The following is a 15988-nucleotide window of genomic DNA, read 5'->3' on the forward strand; positions in this document are numbered from 1 at the left end:
CTGGCGTCAGCACAAGAAAGCGCCCGGGCCGACAACCCGGGCGGGAGAAGGCGTTAGTTGGCCACCTGGCTTTCGTAACCCTCTTTGATGTCGTCAAAATAGGGAGCGATCGGGAAGCTTTTGCCATACTTTGCCAGCGCTTCCGGCGAGATTTCGGCAAACAGCTTTTGCCAGGTCGCCGTATCCAGCTTCGGCTTCACCTGGCCGGCGTCGATGCCCGGATACCAGTTAAACTGCTTAACGATCCCCTGCGCCTGCACTTCCGGGCTGGTGGCCAGCGCGATAAAGTCGCGCGCCAGCTGCGGATTCGCCGCCTTCGCCGGGATGACGTAATACATCGGCTGACCCGGCATACCCGGCGCCAGTAAAGCAAGCTTGATCGAGGGCGGCAGCTTGCCCTGATCTTTCCAGCTATAGAACATATCGACCCACACCGGGCCCATGGCGATTTCCCCCCGGCTCAGCATGTCGAGCGTCCCGGCGTTGCCCGGGGTGAAAGTCACGTTTTTATTGAACGCCTTCAGCTTCTCATAGGCCTGCTGCCAGCCTTTTTCGACGCTTTTATCATAGGGCCCGGCGGAGAGACGCTGGGCGTCGGTCCCGTAGGCGTAGATCCAGCCCACCACAAAGCTGACGCCGGACATGCCGTTCTTGATGCCGTTATAGCCAAAAGCCTGCGGATGTTTCTGCGTCCAGGCCACCAGCTCGTCATACGACGCCGGTGGGGTACTGAGCAGATCGCTGTTCCAGGCGATAGCGGTCTGGCTTAAGAACATCGGCATGACGTATCCGTCGACGTTAACGCCCAGCGCCTGAGTGGCGCTCGGCGAACTCACCATGCCGCCGGTCTGAATATCCTGACGGTATTTTTGCAGTAATCCCTTTTCCACCTGCTCACCGCCCGCCTTCTGGTGCACTACCGCGACGTCGATATCCCACTGCTGCGCGCCGCTCTCCTGCTGGGCCGTTAGCTTCTCGCTAATTTTATTCGACCCGGCGTCGCCGGGGCCGGTACCGATCACCCGCACCTTGACGCCGGGATGAGCGGCTTCAAATTTTGGCCCCAGCCAGGTTTTTACATAATCCACCATATTCTGATCGCCCGCGGTGGCGACATTCAGAATGGTGTCGGCCTGTGCGCCAAGGCTCAGGAAGAGGGTCGTTACGATCGCTGCTTTCGTCTTAGTCAACATGGATTGTCCCCAGAATGAACACGCTGATATCACTGTGATAGTGGTAAAGGAAAAATATGCAGGGCCGGCGTTGGCACATGGAGCCGAACGCGGCTTTTTGTCGGCCAGCACTGCGCGGCATCGGCCAGTAGCAGGCGGTCATGACAGCGCACGCTATGGCGATACAGATTGCCCAGAAACGCGCTTTGCTCCACCACGCCCTCCAGAGCAAGTCCCTCCTGCGGCGCAGGCTGCGTTAATTCAGCGAGCGCGGCATCAGCGCTGCGAAAATAAATAACTTTTTCCCCCTGCTGAGCGGCGGATAAACCGGATATTGCGGCAGCGGATAATTCACCGGAGGTTATTTTATTATCGGCGCCCATAAAATCAGCGACGAAGGGCGTCGCAGGATGTTGATATATTTGTTCCGGGGTGCCAGTTTGTTCAATACGCCCCTGATTTAATACCGCAATGCGGTCCGCCATCACTAAGGCTTCCTGCTGATCGTGGGTGACAATTAATGACGTGAAACCCAGTCTCTTTTGCAGAGATTTAATTTCATGGCGCACATTCAGGCGCACTTTGGCATCCAGATTAGATAACGGCTCATCCAGCACCAGCACCTGGGGCTCTATGGCCAGGGCTCTTGCCAGCGCCACCCGCTGCCGCTGACCGCCCGACAGTTCGGTCACTTTCACCTCGCCAAGTCCCTCAAGATTCACTATTCGCAGCAGCTCCGCCACCCGCCGCGCGATATCCGCCCCGCGCCATTTGCGCAGCTTCAGGCCATAGCCGATATTGCGCGCTACCGTCAGGTGCGGCCACAGGGCGTAGCTTTGAAACACCATGGTGATATTGCGCTGCTCCGGCGCAAGATGGGTGATCGTTCGACTGGCAATAGCCATCTCGCCGCTTTGCACCGGAATAAAGCCGCAGAGCGCGTTCAGCAGCGTGGTTTTTCCGCATCCCGACGGACCCAGCAGGGCAATCATTTCCCCTTGCTCGACCGCCAGATCGATATTATGTAAAACCACGTTATCGCCATAACTAATTTTAAGGCCGGTGATCTGTAAATAACTCATATTCGCTACCTGAAAGCGCTGCTGCGGCATTTTTTTAGCAAGGTGAACACGTGTTCATTTGGCTGTAAAAAAAATGCAACGTTAACTCGACATGATGTGAGCCTACTTTGTCGGGTATTTATGACAATTTAATTAAGCGGCAAAAAATTTTGGCGAGGGTCAATGAAAATAGATGTGCTTGGCTGCGGGAGCGCCTTTTCCTGCACGCAAAATACCTCCGCGCTGCAGGTGATCGACGCGGACAACAAACAGTGGTTAATCGACTGCGGCCCCACCGTTCCCCGCGCACTCTGGCAGCGCGGCGGTGGGGTCAATGATATTGACGCAATCTACTTCACCCACGTCCATCCGGATCACTGTACCGGTCTGACGGCGCTGCTGAATTACTGGAAAAGTGGCTCCCGTCAGAAGCCGCTGATTATCTACTGCCAGCCAGCGCAGCAGCCGGTGCTCATGCAGCTGACCGCGCTGGCGAACTGGCCTCAGGCGGATCCTGGTTTCACCATCGACTGGCAGGAATGCCGCGAAGCCTGGACGTGGCAGGACTGGCAGATCCGCACCGCCGCCACCCAGCATGAGCTGAGTAATCGCGCCATCCGCATCACCATTGCCGGGCAGACGCTGTTTTACAGCGGCGATGGCCGGCCAACCGCCGACTCGATAGCCCTGATGGCCGGCGCTGGGCTGGCGTTTCAGGAGTGTGCTTCAGTGGCGGCCCTTGACGACGATGCTTCTCATGGCGATTTCCCCTCCTGCCTGATGCTGTTCAGAACGCTGCAGCTCCCGGCGCTGGGGCTCTATCACTGCGAGGACGCCGCCCTGTCGGCGCTGAAGCAAGCCTGTCAGCCGTGGCAGGGATTATTCGTGTCGCAGGATGGGGACCACTTTACGCTGCCGCGACCCGCATTCGCCGACGAGGCGCATGCCCTATGAGCCCACGTAAACCCAGCGTCACCGCCCAGGATGTGGCCAGACTGGCCGGCGTCTCGCGGGCGGTGGTGTCACGCGCGCTGAGCAGCAACGGCAGCATCTCTCCCGACGCCCGGGCGCGGGTGCTGCGCGCCGCCGAAGAGCTGGGGTACCAGGTTAACTTTCTTGCCCAGGGGCTCAATCGCCAGCGCAGCCACTTAATCGGCGTGATCGTCTCGCGCATCAGCGATCCTTTTCGCAGCGCCCTGCTTGATGCCCTGCTCAACGAGATCCAGCGCCAGGGCTTTCAGGCGCTGGTGAGCGAGATCCACAGCGAGCAGGACCTGGCGCACACCCTGCGCCGTTTCACGCAGTTTCGCGTCTCAGGCGTTATCGTCACCTCCGGCCAGCCGCCGGAGGCGTTGGTGAATGAGTGCGTCCAGCAGCATATCCCGGTAGTGGGCATAAACCGCCAGCCGACGATACCCGGGGTGGATTATGTCTGCTCTGACAACGTCGCCGGCGCCGAACTGGCGGCCGACCAGCTGCTGCGCAGCGGCTGCCGGCGGTTTGGCTGGCTCAACCACTCACCTTCCACCTGGGCCGGGCGCATGCGTGGGGAAGCATTCAGCCGGGCACTGCAGGCGCGCGGAGTGGACGTCGAACGCAATCTGGCGATCCTCGCCTGCCCGGAAGAGGGCTATACAGGCGGGTTTCAGGCCGCTGCGCTCGCCGACGAGGCGCTGGAGGGGATCTTCTGCGCTAACGCCCAGATTGCCTGCGGCTTTCTCGATGGAATGCGCCAGCGCGGCAAACAGGCGCCTGAGGATTATCAGTTGATTGGTTTTGATAACACGCCGCCGACCGCGCAATATAGCTACCAGCTCACCACGCTACATCAGGATGTGGCGGCGATCTCCCGCCAGGCGCTCGCCCGGCTGCAGGAGCGCACCGTCGACCCTTTACAACCTTCACGCACCACCTGGGTGGAGGTGACATTAATTCACCGGCGCACGTCGCCCTTTATTATCTGAGAGCAAGACCATGACGGAAGCACAACGAGAGTCATTATGCGCCTTGATTCGCCAGGCAGGCGCCCACGCCCAGGCGCTGCGCGATGCGGGATTGCAGGTCGATAAAAAATCGCGCCAGGACTTTGTTTCGCAAGCAGATCTCGCGGTAGAACAGGAGATTAAAGGGTGGCTGAAGGCGCACTTTCCGCAGGAGGGTTTCCTCGGTGAAGAGAGCGGTTTCGAAGGCGATGAGCACACCGTCTGGGTGCTTGACCCCGTGGATGGCACCACCAACTTTATCCTTGGCATGGATTACTGGTGCATCTCACTGGCGAGAGTGTGCCAGGGCGAACTCTCGCTCGGCATCATCTACGCCCCCGATCGCAATGAGTTTTTCTTCGCCGGCCGCGGCGAAGGGGCGTTTCTCAACGGTCGTCGCCTGACGCTGCGTGAACCGGATCCCGACGCGGTGGTGATCGGCATGGGGCGCTCCAGCCGCGCCCCGGCCAGCGACTATGCCCGGGCCATCGACACGCTGCTCGACGCCGGCCTGGAGTATCGCCGTTTTGGCGCGGGCGCTCTGATGCTGGCGCATGTCGCTGCCGGTCAGATCCATGGCTATTTTGAAGCGCATATGAACAGCTGGGACGCGCTGGCGGGCATGCTGTTGATTGAGGAGGCGGGCGGAACGTGCAATGCATTTCTCGCCAATGAAGGGCTGCGGCAAGGCAACCTCGTCCTCGCCGGCTGCGCAAGCGTCCAGCCACGAATGGCCGCCCTGCTGGTCAAATAACATCGCGCCGCCGGTAGCCGACCGGCGGCTTTCTCGGGCTAACGCCAGGGTTCACCGCGCGGAATATTATTCGGGCAGCGCTTAATCGCGCAAAAGGACTGGAAAAAACAGGAGTCAGACTGCTTGCCGCCAGCCTGATACGGGCAAGATGGCCGTTCGCGTAATTTCTCCCACTGCGCCTCGTCGTACACCGTAATATTGTAGATTTTTAATGAATGATACTGGTCATTAATTAAAACTCTCGAGGAATAGAGCTTCATCGACTCGCCGGGCAGCAGTATCACATCGGCCTCGTACCACATAATAAATTTTAAGAAACGCAGGCTGGATATTGCCGAAAAGGCGATGCCGGATTGCGGGCAGATGAGAGTATTAAGAATAGTCCATTTCATATTCCTTCCTTATAAAAGATGCTACAAATTATTACCTTATATAGTGATAGCATCCATTATTATAAACTGCAAGCACACCTGACAATTATGTGACTTAAGACAATTCCTAACAACATAACCCATTATCGGCAACCTTAATTTTTCATCAAGAGATTAATGGTTAACCTCTATAAAAAAAGAAATAAATTAACCACAGAAAAGAAAATATAATAAAAAATAAGATAATATAAACATAATTGACAAAACGTCTTAGTCCTTGTGGATGAGCCCTCAGCCATAGGCATCAGGTAATGTCGCGCACAGCGTCGCCAGCGCCTCGGCAGGCATGGTCAGCAGAGTAATTAATGCCCGGGCAGCGGCTGACTGGCTTTTATGCGGCGGGTAAAGCACCGAGAAAGGCCGTGAACGTCCGGCGAACGCCGGAAGAACAGGAACCAGCTCCCCGCGCGCGATCGCCTCCTGCACAATAAACGCATAGCTCTGACAGATCCCCGCCCCCTGCAGGGCCAGCGAGACCACCCCGAGCACATCATCGGAGACATGCAGAGATGACGTCGGCAGCCAGCTGATATCCCGGCCATCCTCACGAAATACCCATTCGGCGACTTTTCCCGTTGCCGGCATAATAAATGTCAGGCATGAATGATGGCGCAAATCGGCTATTTTACTCAGCGGTCTCGCTGTCGAGCGTAAATAGGCCGGCGAGGCCACCAGACATAGCGCCGCATCTTCCAGCTTTTTTGCCACCAGGCCGCTGTCGGGTAAATGTCCCTGGCGCACCACCAGATCGAAGCCCTCAGCGATAATATCGACATTACGGTTGGTAATATTCAGCTCAATCTGTACGTCGGGGTGCAACTGACGGTACAACGCCAGCCGGGCGGGCAAACGATAGTGTCCCCAGGTGGTGGGGGCGCTCAATTTAACGCGCCCGGATAACGCCCCTTTTTGCCCCTGCGTCTCCCGTTCGGCATTATCCAGCACCTCAAACGCCTGGCGGACCTGACTCAGATAGGCGCTTCCGGCCTCGGTCAGGCTGATCCGACGGGTGGAGCGGCGCAGCAGCTGGCACCCCAGACGCGTTTCAAGACGGGTGACGGCCCGGCTTAACACCGACGGCGTCGACGACAGCGCCACCGCGCCTGCGGTAAACGACCCGCGCTCGGCCACCGCCAGAAAGACTTCTACATCCGCAAGATAATCAAACCGCCGGGCCATTTGGTTCTCCAGAGAACAAATGATTGTCATTCCAGGCATCTTATCTTCCCGAAGGGATTTAATAAAATCGTTTACCGAGGCTTAACCGGGCCATCTGCCCCTCTTTTTTACTGCTTTCTGGAGACCATGATGCATCGTTTTTCACTCTTCGTTCTCGGCCTGCTGTCCCTGGGGCAGACCGCACTGGCGGCCGGGCCTGACGCCCCTGCCCATCTGGCGCTATGGCGCAGTTATACCGGGGTCACCTGGCAGCAGCGCGTCGATGCGCATTCCGTCAATGCGCCCATCGCAGGATTGCACTTTGACGCCGCCGGTCGGGCATTTGTTAGCACCCCACGTCTGATTTCGACCCAGGCGCCCGCCACGCTCAGCCTGCTCGATACCAAGTCCCTGAGCGGCCCGGCACGACTCACCGCCTTTCCGTCCACCGCGGCCAACAGCATCAGCGCCGATCCCCGCACGCACCTGCGCAATGTGCTGGGCTTTTACGTCGATAACCGCAACGGCTGGCTATGGGCGTTAGATCAGGGCTTTGTCGCAGGGGAAAAGACGGCGCCGCCGGGGGCGCAAAAAATCATGATCTATGCGCTCAGCGACGGTCATCTGGTGCAGCGTATTCCGCTCGACAGCGTCGCCGACCGGGAAGGAAGCTTCCTCAACGATATTGTGGTCGATGAGGCGCGCCGGGTGGCGTATATCGCCGACAGCGGCCTGCGCAGCGCGCCGGACAATCAGACCGGACTGATCGTCGCGGATGCTAACCGTGGGACGGTCCGCCGGGTACTGAACCAGCACCCGGCGTTGATGCCGGTTGCCGGTCTGCAGGTGGTTTCACATGGGGAAACGGTCTGGCCGGGCAACCCCATTATGCTTGGTATCAATGGTATTGCGCTGTCACCGGACCAGGAAACCCTCTACTGGACGGTCACCACCGGTACCACGGCGCGGACCATCGCCACCGCCGCGCTGCGCGATCCCGCGATGAACGAACGCCAGCTCGCCGCGGCCATCCGTACCGCGGGTGAGGTCGGCGGGAATAGCGATGGGATCGTGGTCGATAAGCATGGCGCACTCTATATCACCGATGTGACCCATAACGGTATTGTCCGTTATCGCCCGCAGAGCGGGCGGTTCACCCTGCTGGCCGCTGACGATCGCGTGTACTGGCCCGATACGCCGACTATCGGCCCGGATGGCGCGGTAATGTTCACCGCCAGCCATTTGAACCAACACTTCGCTCAGGCGGTAAAGCCGGGAGAAGAGAAATATACCATCTGGAAAGTGGTGCAACCCTGATCCACACGGCAGGCAGGCCCGTTGGACCTGCCTGCGTTTTTACCAGGTTTTGCCAATATTAAACTGAAACTGTTCTGCTTTATCGCCATCATACTTTTTAAACGGCTCTGCCCAGGAGAAGACCAGTGGACCGAGGGGAGACATCCACTGCACGGCAATCCCCGCGGAGAGACGAATATGACCCGGATCGCCGTAATCAGGGATCCCTGCCGCCAGCGTCTGCGCGGTGTTCTGCCAGGATGTGCTCCAGACCGTCCCGGCATCAACAAACAGCGAGGTTCGCAAGCTATCGGCGTACTTATCATTCACAAAGGGGGTTGGAATGATAAATTCGCTGTTCAGCACCGCCATGGCATTCCCGCCGACCGCATCAGATGAGGCGTCCAGCGGGCAGGCGCTATAGCTGCTTTCGCTACCATTGCAGCGGTAATAGGCCGCTTTAGGCCCAATGGTGTTAGAAGAGAAGCCGCGCACTGACGACGAGCCGCCGGCGTAAAAGTTATCGTAGAACGGTACACTTTTGCCGTCTAACCCACCGGCATAGCCTGCACGCAAACGTTCCATCCAGACCCAGCGCTTATTCTCGCTCAGCGGCAGATACTGGGCGGTGTCAAATGAGAGCTTGTAGTAGCTATTATCCGAACCGGGGAGGGTCACTTTACCGCTAAGACTGCTCTTGTTTCCCGCACGCGGGAAGAAGCCGCGATCGAGATCGTTATATCCCCATCCAAGACTCACAAAATAGTCGTTGGCGCTATATTTCGCGCCGCTGTCGCCATCTTTCGTCACCACGCTGGGCTCGATTCCCCGGGAGCTGAGGTAGCGCCAGGTCGTCAGCTCCGGATCCATATTGGTCAGGCGATTATGAACATAATCCAGTCCCAGGTTCAGGGAGTTATTTTCGCTAATGGGAAACCCCAGCGTACTGCCTAAGCCATAGCTCTGCTGGTTATAGCTCCCGGCATCCGCATCGGAAGCATCATAGCTGTTATAAAAAATCTTTCCGCCCAGGCTGATGCCATCGACGGTAAACCACGGGTTCGTCGCCCCCAGTTCAAGATAAGACTGGTAGCTGTTGCGCGTCCCGTTGAAGCTAACGCTATTACCCGTTCCCAGCCAGTTATCCTGAGTCACGCCAAGCTGATAGCTCACGCCGCTGTCCGTACCAAATCCCAGGCCCACGTTAAATGAGCCGGTGTTGCGCTCCTTCACCTTGTAGACCACATCGACCTGATCTGCCGTCCCACTGACCGGAACGATCTGCTGTTCAACGTTCTCAAAAAAACCCGTTCGGTCAAGACGTACTTTCCCTTGTTCGACTTTTTCGTTGTTGAGCCACGCCCCTTCCATTTGGCGCATTTCACGACGCAGCACCGCGTCCCGGGAGGTGTCGTTACCGGAAAATCGGATCTGGCGTACCGAGTAGCGGCGGCCCGCGTTGACCTGAATATGCAGCGCCACGCGGTGATGCGCATCATCGATTTCCGGCGTGGTCGTCACCTGCGGCCAGGCATAACCATACTTACCGAAACGCTTTTTGATCTCATTTTCAACTGTGGTGACTTGCGCCCCGCTGTACCATGCCCCCGCCAGCGGCTGGGCAAGGGCCTCGATCTCTGGGCCATGCTGCGCCAGGTCGCCTGTCACCTGAGTTCGGTCGACCCGATAACGTTCGCCTTCATTGAGGGCGATAGTGATATACAGGGATTTTTTATCTGGCGTCATACTGACCAGCGTGGACTCGATAGCAAAGCGCGCATAGCCGCGATCGAGATAAAAACTGCGCAGCGTTTCCAGATCGGCTTCCAGCTTCTGCTTCTGGTATTTTTTATCGGCTACCACGTTCCACCACGGCACATTATCGCGTAGCTGAAGCTGGTCCAGGAGCGTCTCTTCCCGAAACGCCTGATTACCGATAATGTTTATTTGTGCGATTTTCGCCGAGATGCCTTCCTGAAAGACGAACGTTAAGTCAACGCGATTACGCGGTAACGGGGTCACCACCGCGTGAACCTGCGCACTGTATTTCCCCGCACTGTAATAGAAATCCTGTAACCCTTTTTCTATTTCGCTAAGCGAATTTCTGTCCAGTGCGCTACCTGCAGAAATACCGGACGCGGTGAGATTTTCCTTTAGCGCATCATCCTTCACTGACTTATTCCCGGAAAAACTGACGCTGGCAATAGTGGGCCGTTCCTTAACCTGCACCACCAGCGTTTTCCCATCGCGCAGGATCTGCACATTCTCGAAATTGCCGCTCGCATACAGCGCGCGCACAGCCTCGCTGACATCTTCTGGCGTCACCGCATCTCCCGCGTGCAATGGCATACTTAATAGCGCTGCCCCGACGGTCACGCGCTGTAGCCCTTCAAAACGGATATCATCAACTTGATATGATGTTGCGGCATATAACGTTAAAGGGGCGATCAATAATCCGCTGATGATATGAGTCTTTTTTAACATGAATGTGTCGTCTACGAGATAATGAGCAATAGCAGTATTCTGCTGGTGTTGAGCTTATTTGTTCAGGATGCATCTCTAAAATGTGCGACAGAAAATAACCTGAGCGAGGCGCAGAATTACATGCAATTATGGCGATAAAATGGAGAAAAAAAGGATGTTAAATCATCTTTAAAAATATATTTAATGATGGAACTTTTGCTGAACGCCGTGGTTCTAATGGCCAACACCAGAGCTATATTTAGATTTACCTGAACGTTTTTTATTAAAAAAGCCCCCTTTCTTGTTAATGGAAAGGGGGAAAATTCTCGTTAGGAATGATGCTCTCTGGGATCACCAGGAACAGGGAGAAAAATATCCTGAAACCCAGCAGATATAATGAAGAGAAATTGAATAAATTATGCAACTGATATCACAACATTCTACCCCGTATACACTGCCAAAGGCCGTTAACGAACATCTCCATATTTTCCTCAAAATAGCAGAATACAGTAGGGTCGCCTTATCAAGGCATCAAGGAAAGTCTATCGTTATCTACAATAGCCAAGCAGTGGCGCCTCGCCAGGGAAGGTGAGGCATAGGCTTCGCCATCCTGCCGCCTCCCATCATTAGCAACAGGGAACTGCGTATGACACGCTTACTCAAGACGATCTTACCCGTCATCCTCTGCACCCTCTTTGGGTTATCGTTCGCTTCACCCACGCAGGCTGCCGCCAGTCTGCCGATGGTTCTCCCCGCGCTAACATGCGATGCGCTGAGCGCGACCGACTTCAGCGCCGCCGTTGGCGCAAAGGTCACTATCAACCACACTGAAATGCAAACCTCCGCGCAGGGAAGCTGGTGCAAGGTGAGCGCCACTATCGCCCCCCAGATTGGCGTGCAGATTGCCCTGCCGACCCAACGCTGGAGTCAACGTTTCTTGCAGGTCGGCTGCGGCGGACTGTGCGGGAGTATTAACCTGAGTCTGTCGAATGCCAGCGGCTGCCTGCCGGCAATGAACGGCGAGTTTGTGGTGGCAGCAACCGATATGGGGCACCATGGCAGTATGATGGATGCTTCATGGGCCGAGGATCCGCAAAAGCGCATCGATTTTGCCTGGCGCGCCAACCACCTGACCGCCGTGCTGACCAAAGCGGTGATTCAGACGCTTTACCGCCAGCAACCAAAGTACGCGTACTTTATGGGCTGCTCAGACGGCGGTCGCGAAGCATTGATGGAAGCACAGCGCTTTCCGCAAGATTTTGACGGTATCAGCGCTGGCGCGCCTGCGGCCTTTTTCCAGTTTCAGAATTCCTTCTTCCACGGCTGGAATGTGGCCGCCAATCAGCGTCCGGACGGTACCGCTATCCTGCTGAAAGATCGCCTTCCTCTGATTCACCAGGCCGTGCTGGCTCACTGCCCGACGCTTTCCGGCGTGCAGGATGGTATCCTGCAAAATCCGTATGCCTGTCAGTTCTCTGAGTCATGGCTCCCCCGCTGTCCTGCCGATGCTCAGGACCGTTCTACCTGCCTGACGCAGGAAGAGATCGAGGTGGTGAAAAAACTCTACCGCGGCGCTTACGACAGCCACGGCGCCCAGTTTGTCGCTGGCGGTCTGCCGCTGGGCTCCGAGCTACGCTGGCCGGTGCCCGAGACCCCGACCGGCCACTCGATGTCGGAAATGATGGTACTGCCGGCTCTGCAATCCGTGCTCCTGCCGGGAGGAAAACAGAAGATCCAATCGATGCGGGATTTCCCACTGAACCAGCAGAATTTTGACGCCGTCGCTCAACTGGCACCGCTCTATAACGCGGCAAATACCAATCTTCATGCCTATCAACAGCGCGGCGGCAAGCTTATCCTGTGGCACGGTCTGGCCGATGACTCCGTCAGCCCAGCCTTTTCTATCGCCTATTACCGCGGCGTAGAAGCAGAGATGGGCCATGCCGCAACGGATACCTTCCTGCGGTTATTCCTGCTGCCTGGGGTAGCCCATTGCGGTAATGGCGAAGGTTACGACCAAATTGATCTCCTTACCCCGCTGATGCGCTGGACCGAGGAAGGCATCGCGCCGCAAGAGATCATGGCCGGAAAACGGGCGCCAGCCGCCACCAGCCTGCCGCCGATGACAGAAAAACCAGATGCCCAAACGCAGTTTCACGGCGTGCAGAAAGTCAGTCAGCCTTACGCTGACGCCGCCCCAGCCGTTATCGCGACTCGCCCGGCGTACCCCTTTCCGGCCATTGCCCGTTATAACGGGCACGGCGACGTGAATGACGGCGAAAATTATCATGCAGAGCAATCAACCGCGTTTGGTCATCTGCAGCTGGCAAAACCCGCCAGCGACTATATTGGCCCTGATAATCAAAAAAATTATCAGGTTCGCCACGGCGAACTCACTGTTCAATAAACCCCAAGGCTCCTCGCTGAGGAGCCATTCGTTATGGGATTAGCCGCAATCATGCGTAGCAAAACGCTCCAGCAATCGGTATTAAACGACCTGCTCCTGTGGATCGATAATAATCTGGATAAGAAACTGACCGTCGACGATCTGAGCGATATCTCTGGTTATTCCCCCTGGCATTTATTTCGACTCTTCCGCCATTATTTTGATCGTTCGCCCATGGAATATATCCGCCAGCAGCGCATGTCGCTGTGTTGCCGTTTATTGCTGACGACGCCTGGTTACCGAATCGTCGATATTTGTATGATGGTCGGTTATGACGATCTCAGTGCGTTTAATCGTACCTTCAAAAAATATCATGCGCTCACACCCACTCAGTATCGCTATCAGATCACGCGGCAAAAATAAGGAGGTCCCCCTCCTCCGCATCGCTGCGGTTGGGAATGGAAGGGGGACAGGGGATATTACAGAAGGGAAATAGCAGGATGCTATTATCGAACCCGGTCGGGATCAACGACCTTGCGCGACGGAAATCAGTATAAAAGGATATGTTGAGCTAATAATGTAGAGGGCGTGAAGATTTTGTCACGATTTATAACCGCCTCCTCCGCTCTCATCTGAAATAAAAAAACCGGGTCGCGCTGTACCCGGTTTACTCCTCATCAGGATCATCAGAAATGAGTATTAACGCTCATAAAGAAGGTCCGCCCCGACTCGTTATAGGTCTCCGCACCCGCGCCATACAGATAAGCCCCTGTCGTCGCGTTGCCGGTCGTTTGCGCATTCCCTGCCCGGTAGTGGCGAATATCAAACAGGTTATCTATCCCGCTGGTGAAGCTCAGATTTTTGTTCACATCCCAGGTCGCACTGAGGCCGACAATGCTGTATGGGCTGACTTCGTTTAGTTCGCTGCCGCTGACCGCCTCGCCCTTATAATTAAAGCGTTTTGGTTTCTGTCGACCATACCAGGTAAAGGTGCTCTGCAGGGAGAGATCTTCACGAACCTGCCAGCTCAAAGTCGAGTTCAGGGTAAACTGCGGGATCACTGACAGCCGGTCGCCTGTCGTCTTATTCTTGCTCTGCAGCATCCATGTCAGGTTATTGCTCCAGTTAACCGTCTCCCCCACCGGAAGATTCAGCGTTCCTTCCAGGCCTTCCACTAACGCCTTTGGTACGTTTTCCCACTGATAGATATTGGTGGTGCCGTTGCTGGCGGTGCCCACCGCCGCGTACCCTGACTCAATCTTGTTGTGATAGTCGTTACGGAACCAGGTGATTCCCGCCTGATAGCCATCATGCTTGTACTCAAGACCAATCTCTTTATTAACGCTGGTCTCCGCTTTCAGGTCGCTATTCCCCATCAGATAGCAGGCGGAACTACTGGCGTAACAGCCTTGACCGTTGCTGTAGAGAATATAGTTCGGGTTCAACTGGTAGAGGTTAGGTGCCTTGTAAGCGCGGGCAATGCCCAGCTTCAGCGTCCAGTCATCCGTCAACGCCTGGGAGAGGTTCAGTGAGGGGCTCCAGTTATTGCCGACGATGCTGTGGTGATCGAAGCGCAGGGCGGGTGTCAGCATGGTACTGTCCGTTAGCGCCATATTATCTTCGGTAAACAGCGAGAAGATCTCGGCGCTGGAGTACGGGCTACGACCGGTAGCCGACACACCGTCGATAGTCCCGTAAGAGAGCGCCTGGGTTGTCGATACGCCATCTTTCATCCGCTGCTGATTCCATTCGGTGCCCAGCGTCAGATTCTGATCGACCCCCAGCGTAAACGGAATATTCACTTCGCTATGTAGCAGGACATCGGCCAGATCGATATCTGAAAACTCGCTACTGGAGAAGATCCCTTCCGTACCGCCCGCCAGCCCTTCATTCATTCGCGAGTTACGGGTGTGTTCGTACTGGGCATAGCTGTTGCTGGTCACGCCATTATCCCAGCCGCCGGTCCATGTGACGCCGTAAGTTTGCCGGTAGAGACGGTTGGTCTCTTTCCCGTACATACTCTTCACCAGCGTACTGGTATTGGTGTTTTGCGTGTCGCCGGCATAGAGGTTGCCCTGGCGGCTGTAGCCGGCCTCAAACTCCAGGGCCTGCATCGGGGCGAACTCCCAGCGTAGCTTACTGTGAATATCTTTGTTCACCACCCCTTCACGTCCGGCGGGATAAGAACCGGCGTAGGAACCGGTACGCTCCGCTTCATGCCCGGCGTTAATGTCCTGAGCATCAGCCTGGGTTTTACTCAGATTACCCCAGAGATTGAAGCTGACACTGTCCGACAGTGGACCATTGAGGCTAAAGTTGGTACGTTTCGTCGCCCCTTCTTTACGGTGCTGCGGAGCATTCATATAGGTATTCCACGACCCGTGCCATTCTGGCGTGGTCGGTTTGGTCACGATGTTGACGACCCCGCCCATCGCGCCATTACCATAGCGCGCCGCCGCCGGGCCGCGGATCACATCGATATGATCGATCATCTCCGCTGGCACCCAACTGGTATCGCCGCGGGAGTCACGATCGCCGCGCCAGCCATACCGCACCGAGTTACGGCTGGTCACCGGTTTACCATCGACCAGCACCAGCGTATTCTCGGGCCCCATGCCACGGATATCAATTTGCCGGTTGTTGCCGCGCTGACCACTGGTGGAGTTGCCGGTCAGGTTTACCCCAGGTTGCGTACGAATTAACTCCGATACATCGCGGGCGGGGGGATGTTTGCGAATCTCCTCTGCGGTAATGGTCGACACGCCCGGTGCCTGCAGGTTCTGCCTGGCAGCGGTCACCACCATCGTTTCCTCCTGGTTTTCGGCCGTTGGGGTGCTCTTATCGCGCGTCGATTGTTCTGTCATATTCTCTGCCGCCTGCAGCGGCACGCTACAGGCGAGCAAAGGAATGACGATCCCCAGCGGGAAGTGAGACGTGTATTTCATAGAATATGCCCTGTTTTCTGTTGCTGTCGGGCATAACGCCTTCCCCAATTGAAAAAACAATGGGATAAAATACTCGCCTCTGCGCCTCGCCAGATTTTGGCGTAGGTCAGCCCCTTCCCGATAGTCATGGGAATAAGAAAACAGCATGAGGCATAATAAAATTAAGTGCCCTGTTTCATCATTAGAGAAAAAGCGCTGCGCGCTATTCTTTGATAGCGTAATCCAGACAGCGAATAATAAGAGTAATGTGCTGTGCTACGGTAATAAAAATGAGATTCATTATCAAGATGATAATAATCAATATCGGGGAAAAATAAAATAAACACAAATAATCAAACAG

The 15988-nt window shown here is 56.0% G+C and carries 12 protein-coding genes; 6 read left to right on the forward strand and 6 right to left on the reverse strand.

Annotation, left to right across the window (positions count from 1 at the left end):
- Positions 1-53 precede the first annotated feature (53 nt).
- Together AC3EMD_RS25715 and AC3EMD_RS25720 are read right to left on the reverse strand one after the other, a co-directional pair.
- The gene (locus AC3EMD_RS25715) at positions 54-1193 is read right to left on the reverse strand and encodes an ABC transporter substrate-binding protein (protein WP_008807278.1); all 1140 of its coding nucleotides are present in this window, start codon (positions 1191-1193) and stop codon (positions 54-56) included.
- Between the two features lie 29 nt (positions 1194-1222).
- On the reverse strand, positions 1223-2254 hold the full coding sequence (locus AC3EMD_RS25720; RefSeq protein ID WP_012543175.1) for an ABC transporter ATP-binding protein: 1032 nt from the start codon (positions 2252-2254) through the stop codon (positions 1223-1225).
- A gap of 162 nt (positions 2255-2416) precedes the next feature.
- On the opposite strand from AC3EMD_RS25720, the gene AC3EMD_RS25725 reads away from it, so the two are divergent.
- The 3 genes from AC3EMD_RS25725 to AC3EMD_RS25735 are packed head-to-tail and all read left to right on the forward strand — an operon-like array spanning position 2417 to position 4969.
- Complete coding sequence (locus tag AC3EMD_RS25725) at positions 2417-3187, forward strand: MBL fold metallo-hydrolase (RefSeq protein ID WP_367187614.1); 771 nt, start codon at positions 2417-2419, stop codon at positions 3185-3187.
- Entirely contained in the window at positions 3184-4197 is a 1014-nt protein-coding gene (locus tag AC3EMD_RS25730) for a LacI family DNA-binding transcriptional regulator (RefSeq protein ID WP_008807281.1), read from the forward strand. The genes AC3EMD_RS25725 and AC3EMD_RS25730 overlap by 4 nt, the downstream gene beginning before the upstream one ends.
- A 10-nt stretch (positions 4198-4207) precedes the next feature.
- Positions 4208-4969, forward strand: a complete 762-nt coding sequence (locus AC3EMD_RS25735; protein WP_012969157.1) for an inositol monophosphatase family protein — start codon at positions 4208-4210, stop codon at positions 4967-4969.
- Positions 4970-5007: 38 nt separating this feature from the next.
- Here AC3EMD_RS25735 and AC3EMD_RS25740 read toward each other — a convergent pair whose 3' ends face one another.
- The gene (locus AC3EMD_RS25740; protein WP_008807283.1) at positions 5008-5361 is read right to left on the reverse strand and encodes an anti-adapter protein IraM; all 354 of its coding nucleotides are present in this window, start codon (positions 5359-5361) and stop codon (positions 5008-5010) included.
- A 270-nt stretch (positions 5362-5631) separates the two neighbouring features.
- Positions 5632-6579 carry a LysR family transcriptional regulator gene (locus AC3EMD_RS25745; protein ID WP_008807284.1) on the reverse strand — a complete coding sequence of 316 codons (948 nt, stop codon included), beginning with the start codon at positions 6577-6579 and terminating at the stop codon, positions 5632-5634.
- Positions 6580-6708: 129 nt separating this feature from the next.
- Here AC3EMD_RS25745 and AC3EMD_RS25750 point away from each other — a divergent pair, with 129 nt between their 5' ends.
- Entirely contained in the window at positions 6709-7875 is a 1167-nt protein-coding gene (locus AC3EMD_RS25750) for an L-dopachrome tautomerase-related protein (protein ID WP_040971095.1), read from the forward strand.
- A gap of 39 nt (positions 7876-7914) precedes the next feature.
- On the opposite strand, the gene bamA is transcribed toward AC3EMD_RS25750, so the two are convergent.
- The gene (gene bamA, locus AC3EMD_RS25755) at positions 7915-10338 is read right to left on the reverse strand and encodes an outer membrane protein assembly factor BamA (protein WP_032731696.1); all 2424 of its coding nucleotides are present in this window, start codon (positions 10336-10338) and stop codon (positions 7915-7917) included.
- A gap of 625 nt (positions 10339-10963) precedes the next feature.
- On the opposite strand from bamA, the gene AC3EMD_RS25760 reads away from it, so the two are divergent.
- Together AC3EMD_RS25760 and AC3EMD_RS25765 are read left to right on the forward strand one after the other, a co-directional pair.
- On the forward strand, positions 10964-12724 hold the full coding sequence (locus tag AC3EMD_RS25760) for a tannase/feruloyl esterase family alpha/beta hydrolase (RefSeq protein WP_022065216.1): 1761 nt from the start codon (positions 10964-10966) through the stop codon (positions 12722-12724).
- A 33-nt stretch (positions 12725-12757) separates the two neighbouring features.
- Positions 12758-13126 carry a helix-turn-helix transcriptional regulator gene (locus AC3EMD_RS25765; RefSeq protein ID WP_023339415.1) on the forward strand — a complete coding sequence of 123 codons (369 nt, stop codon included), beginning with the start codon at positions 12758-12760 and terminating at the stop codon, positions 13124-13126.
- 263 nt (positions 13127-13389) lie between these two features.
- Here AC3EMD_RS25765 and AC3EMD_RS25770 read toward each other — a convergent pair whose 3' ends face one another.
- Complete coding sequence (locus AC3EMD_RS25770) at positions 13390-15648, reverse strand: TonB-dependent siderophore receptor (protein ID WP_012543184.1); 2259 nt, start codon at positions 15646-15648, stop codon at positions 13390-13392.
- Between the last annotated feature and the right edge of the window lie 340 nt (positions 15649-15988).

Source organism: Klebsiella sp. PK18 (assembly GCF_057784655.1).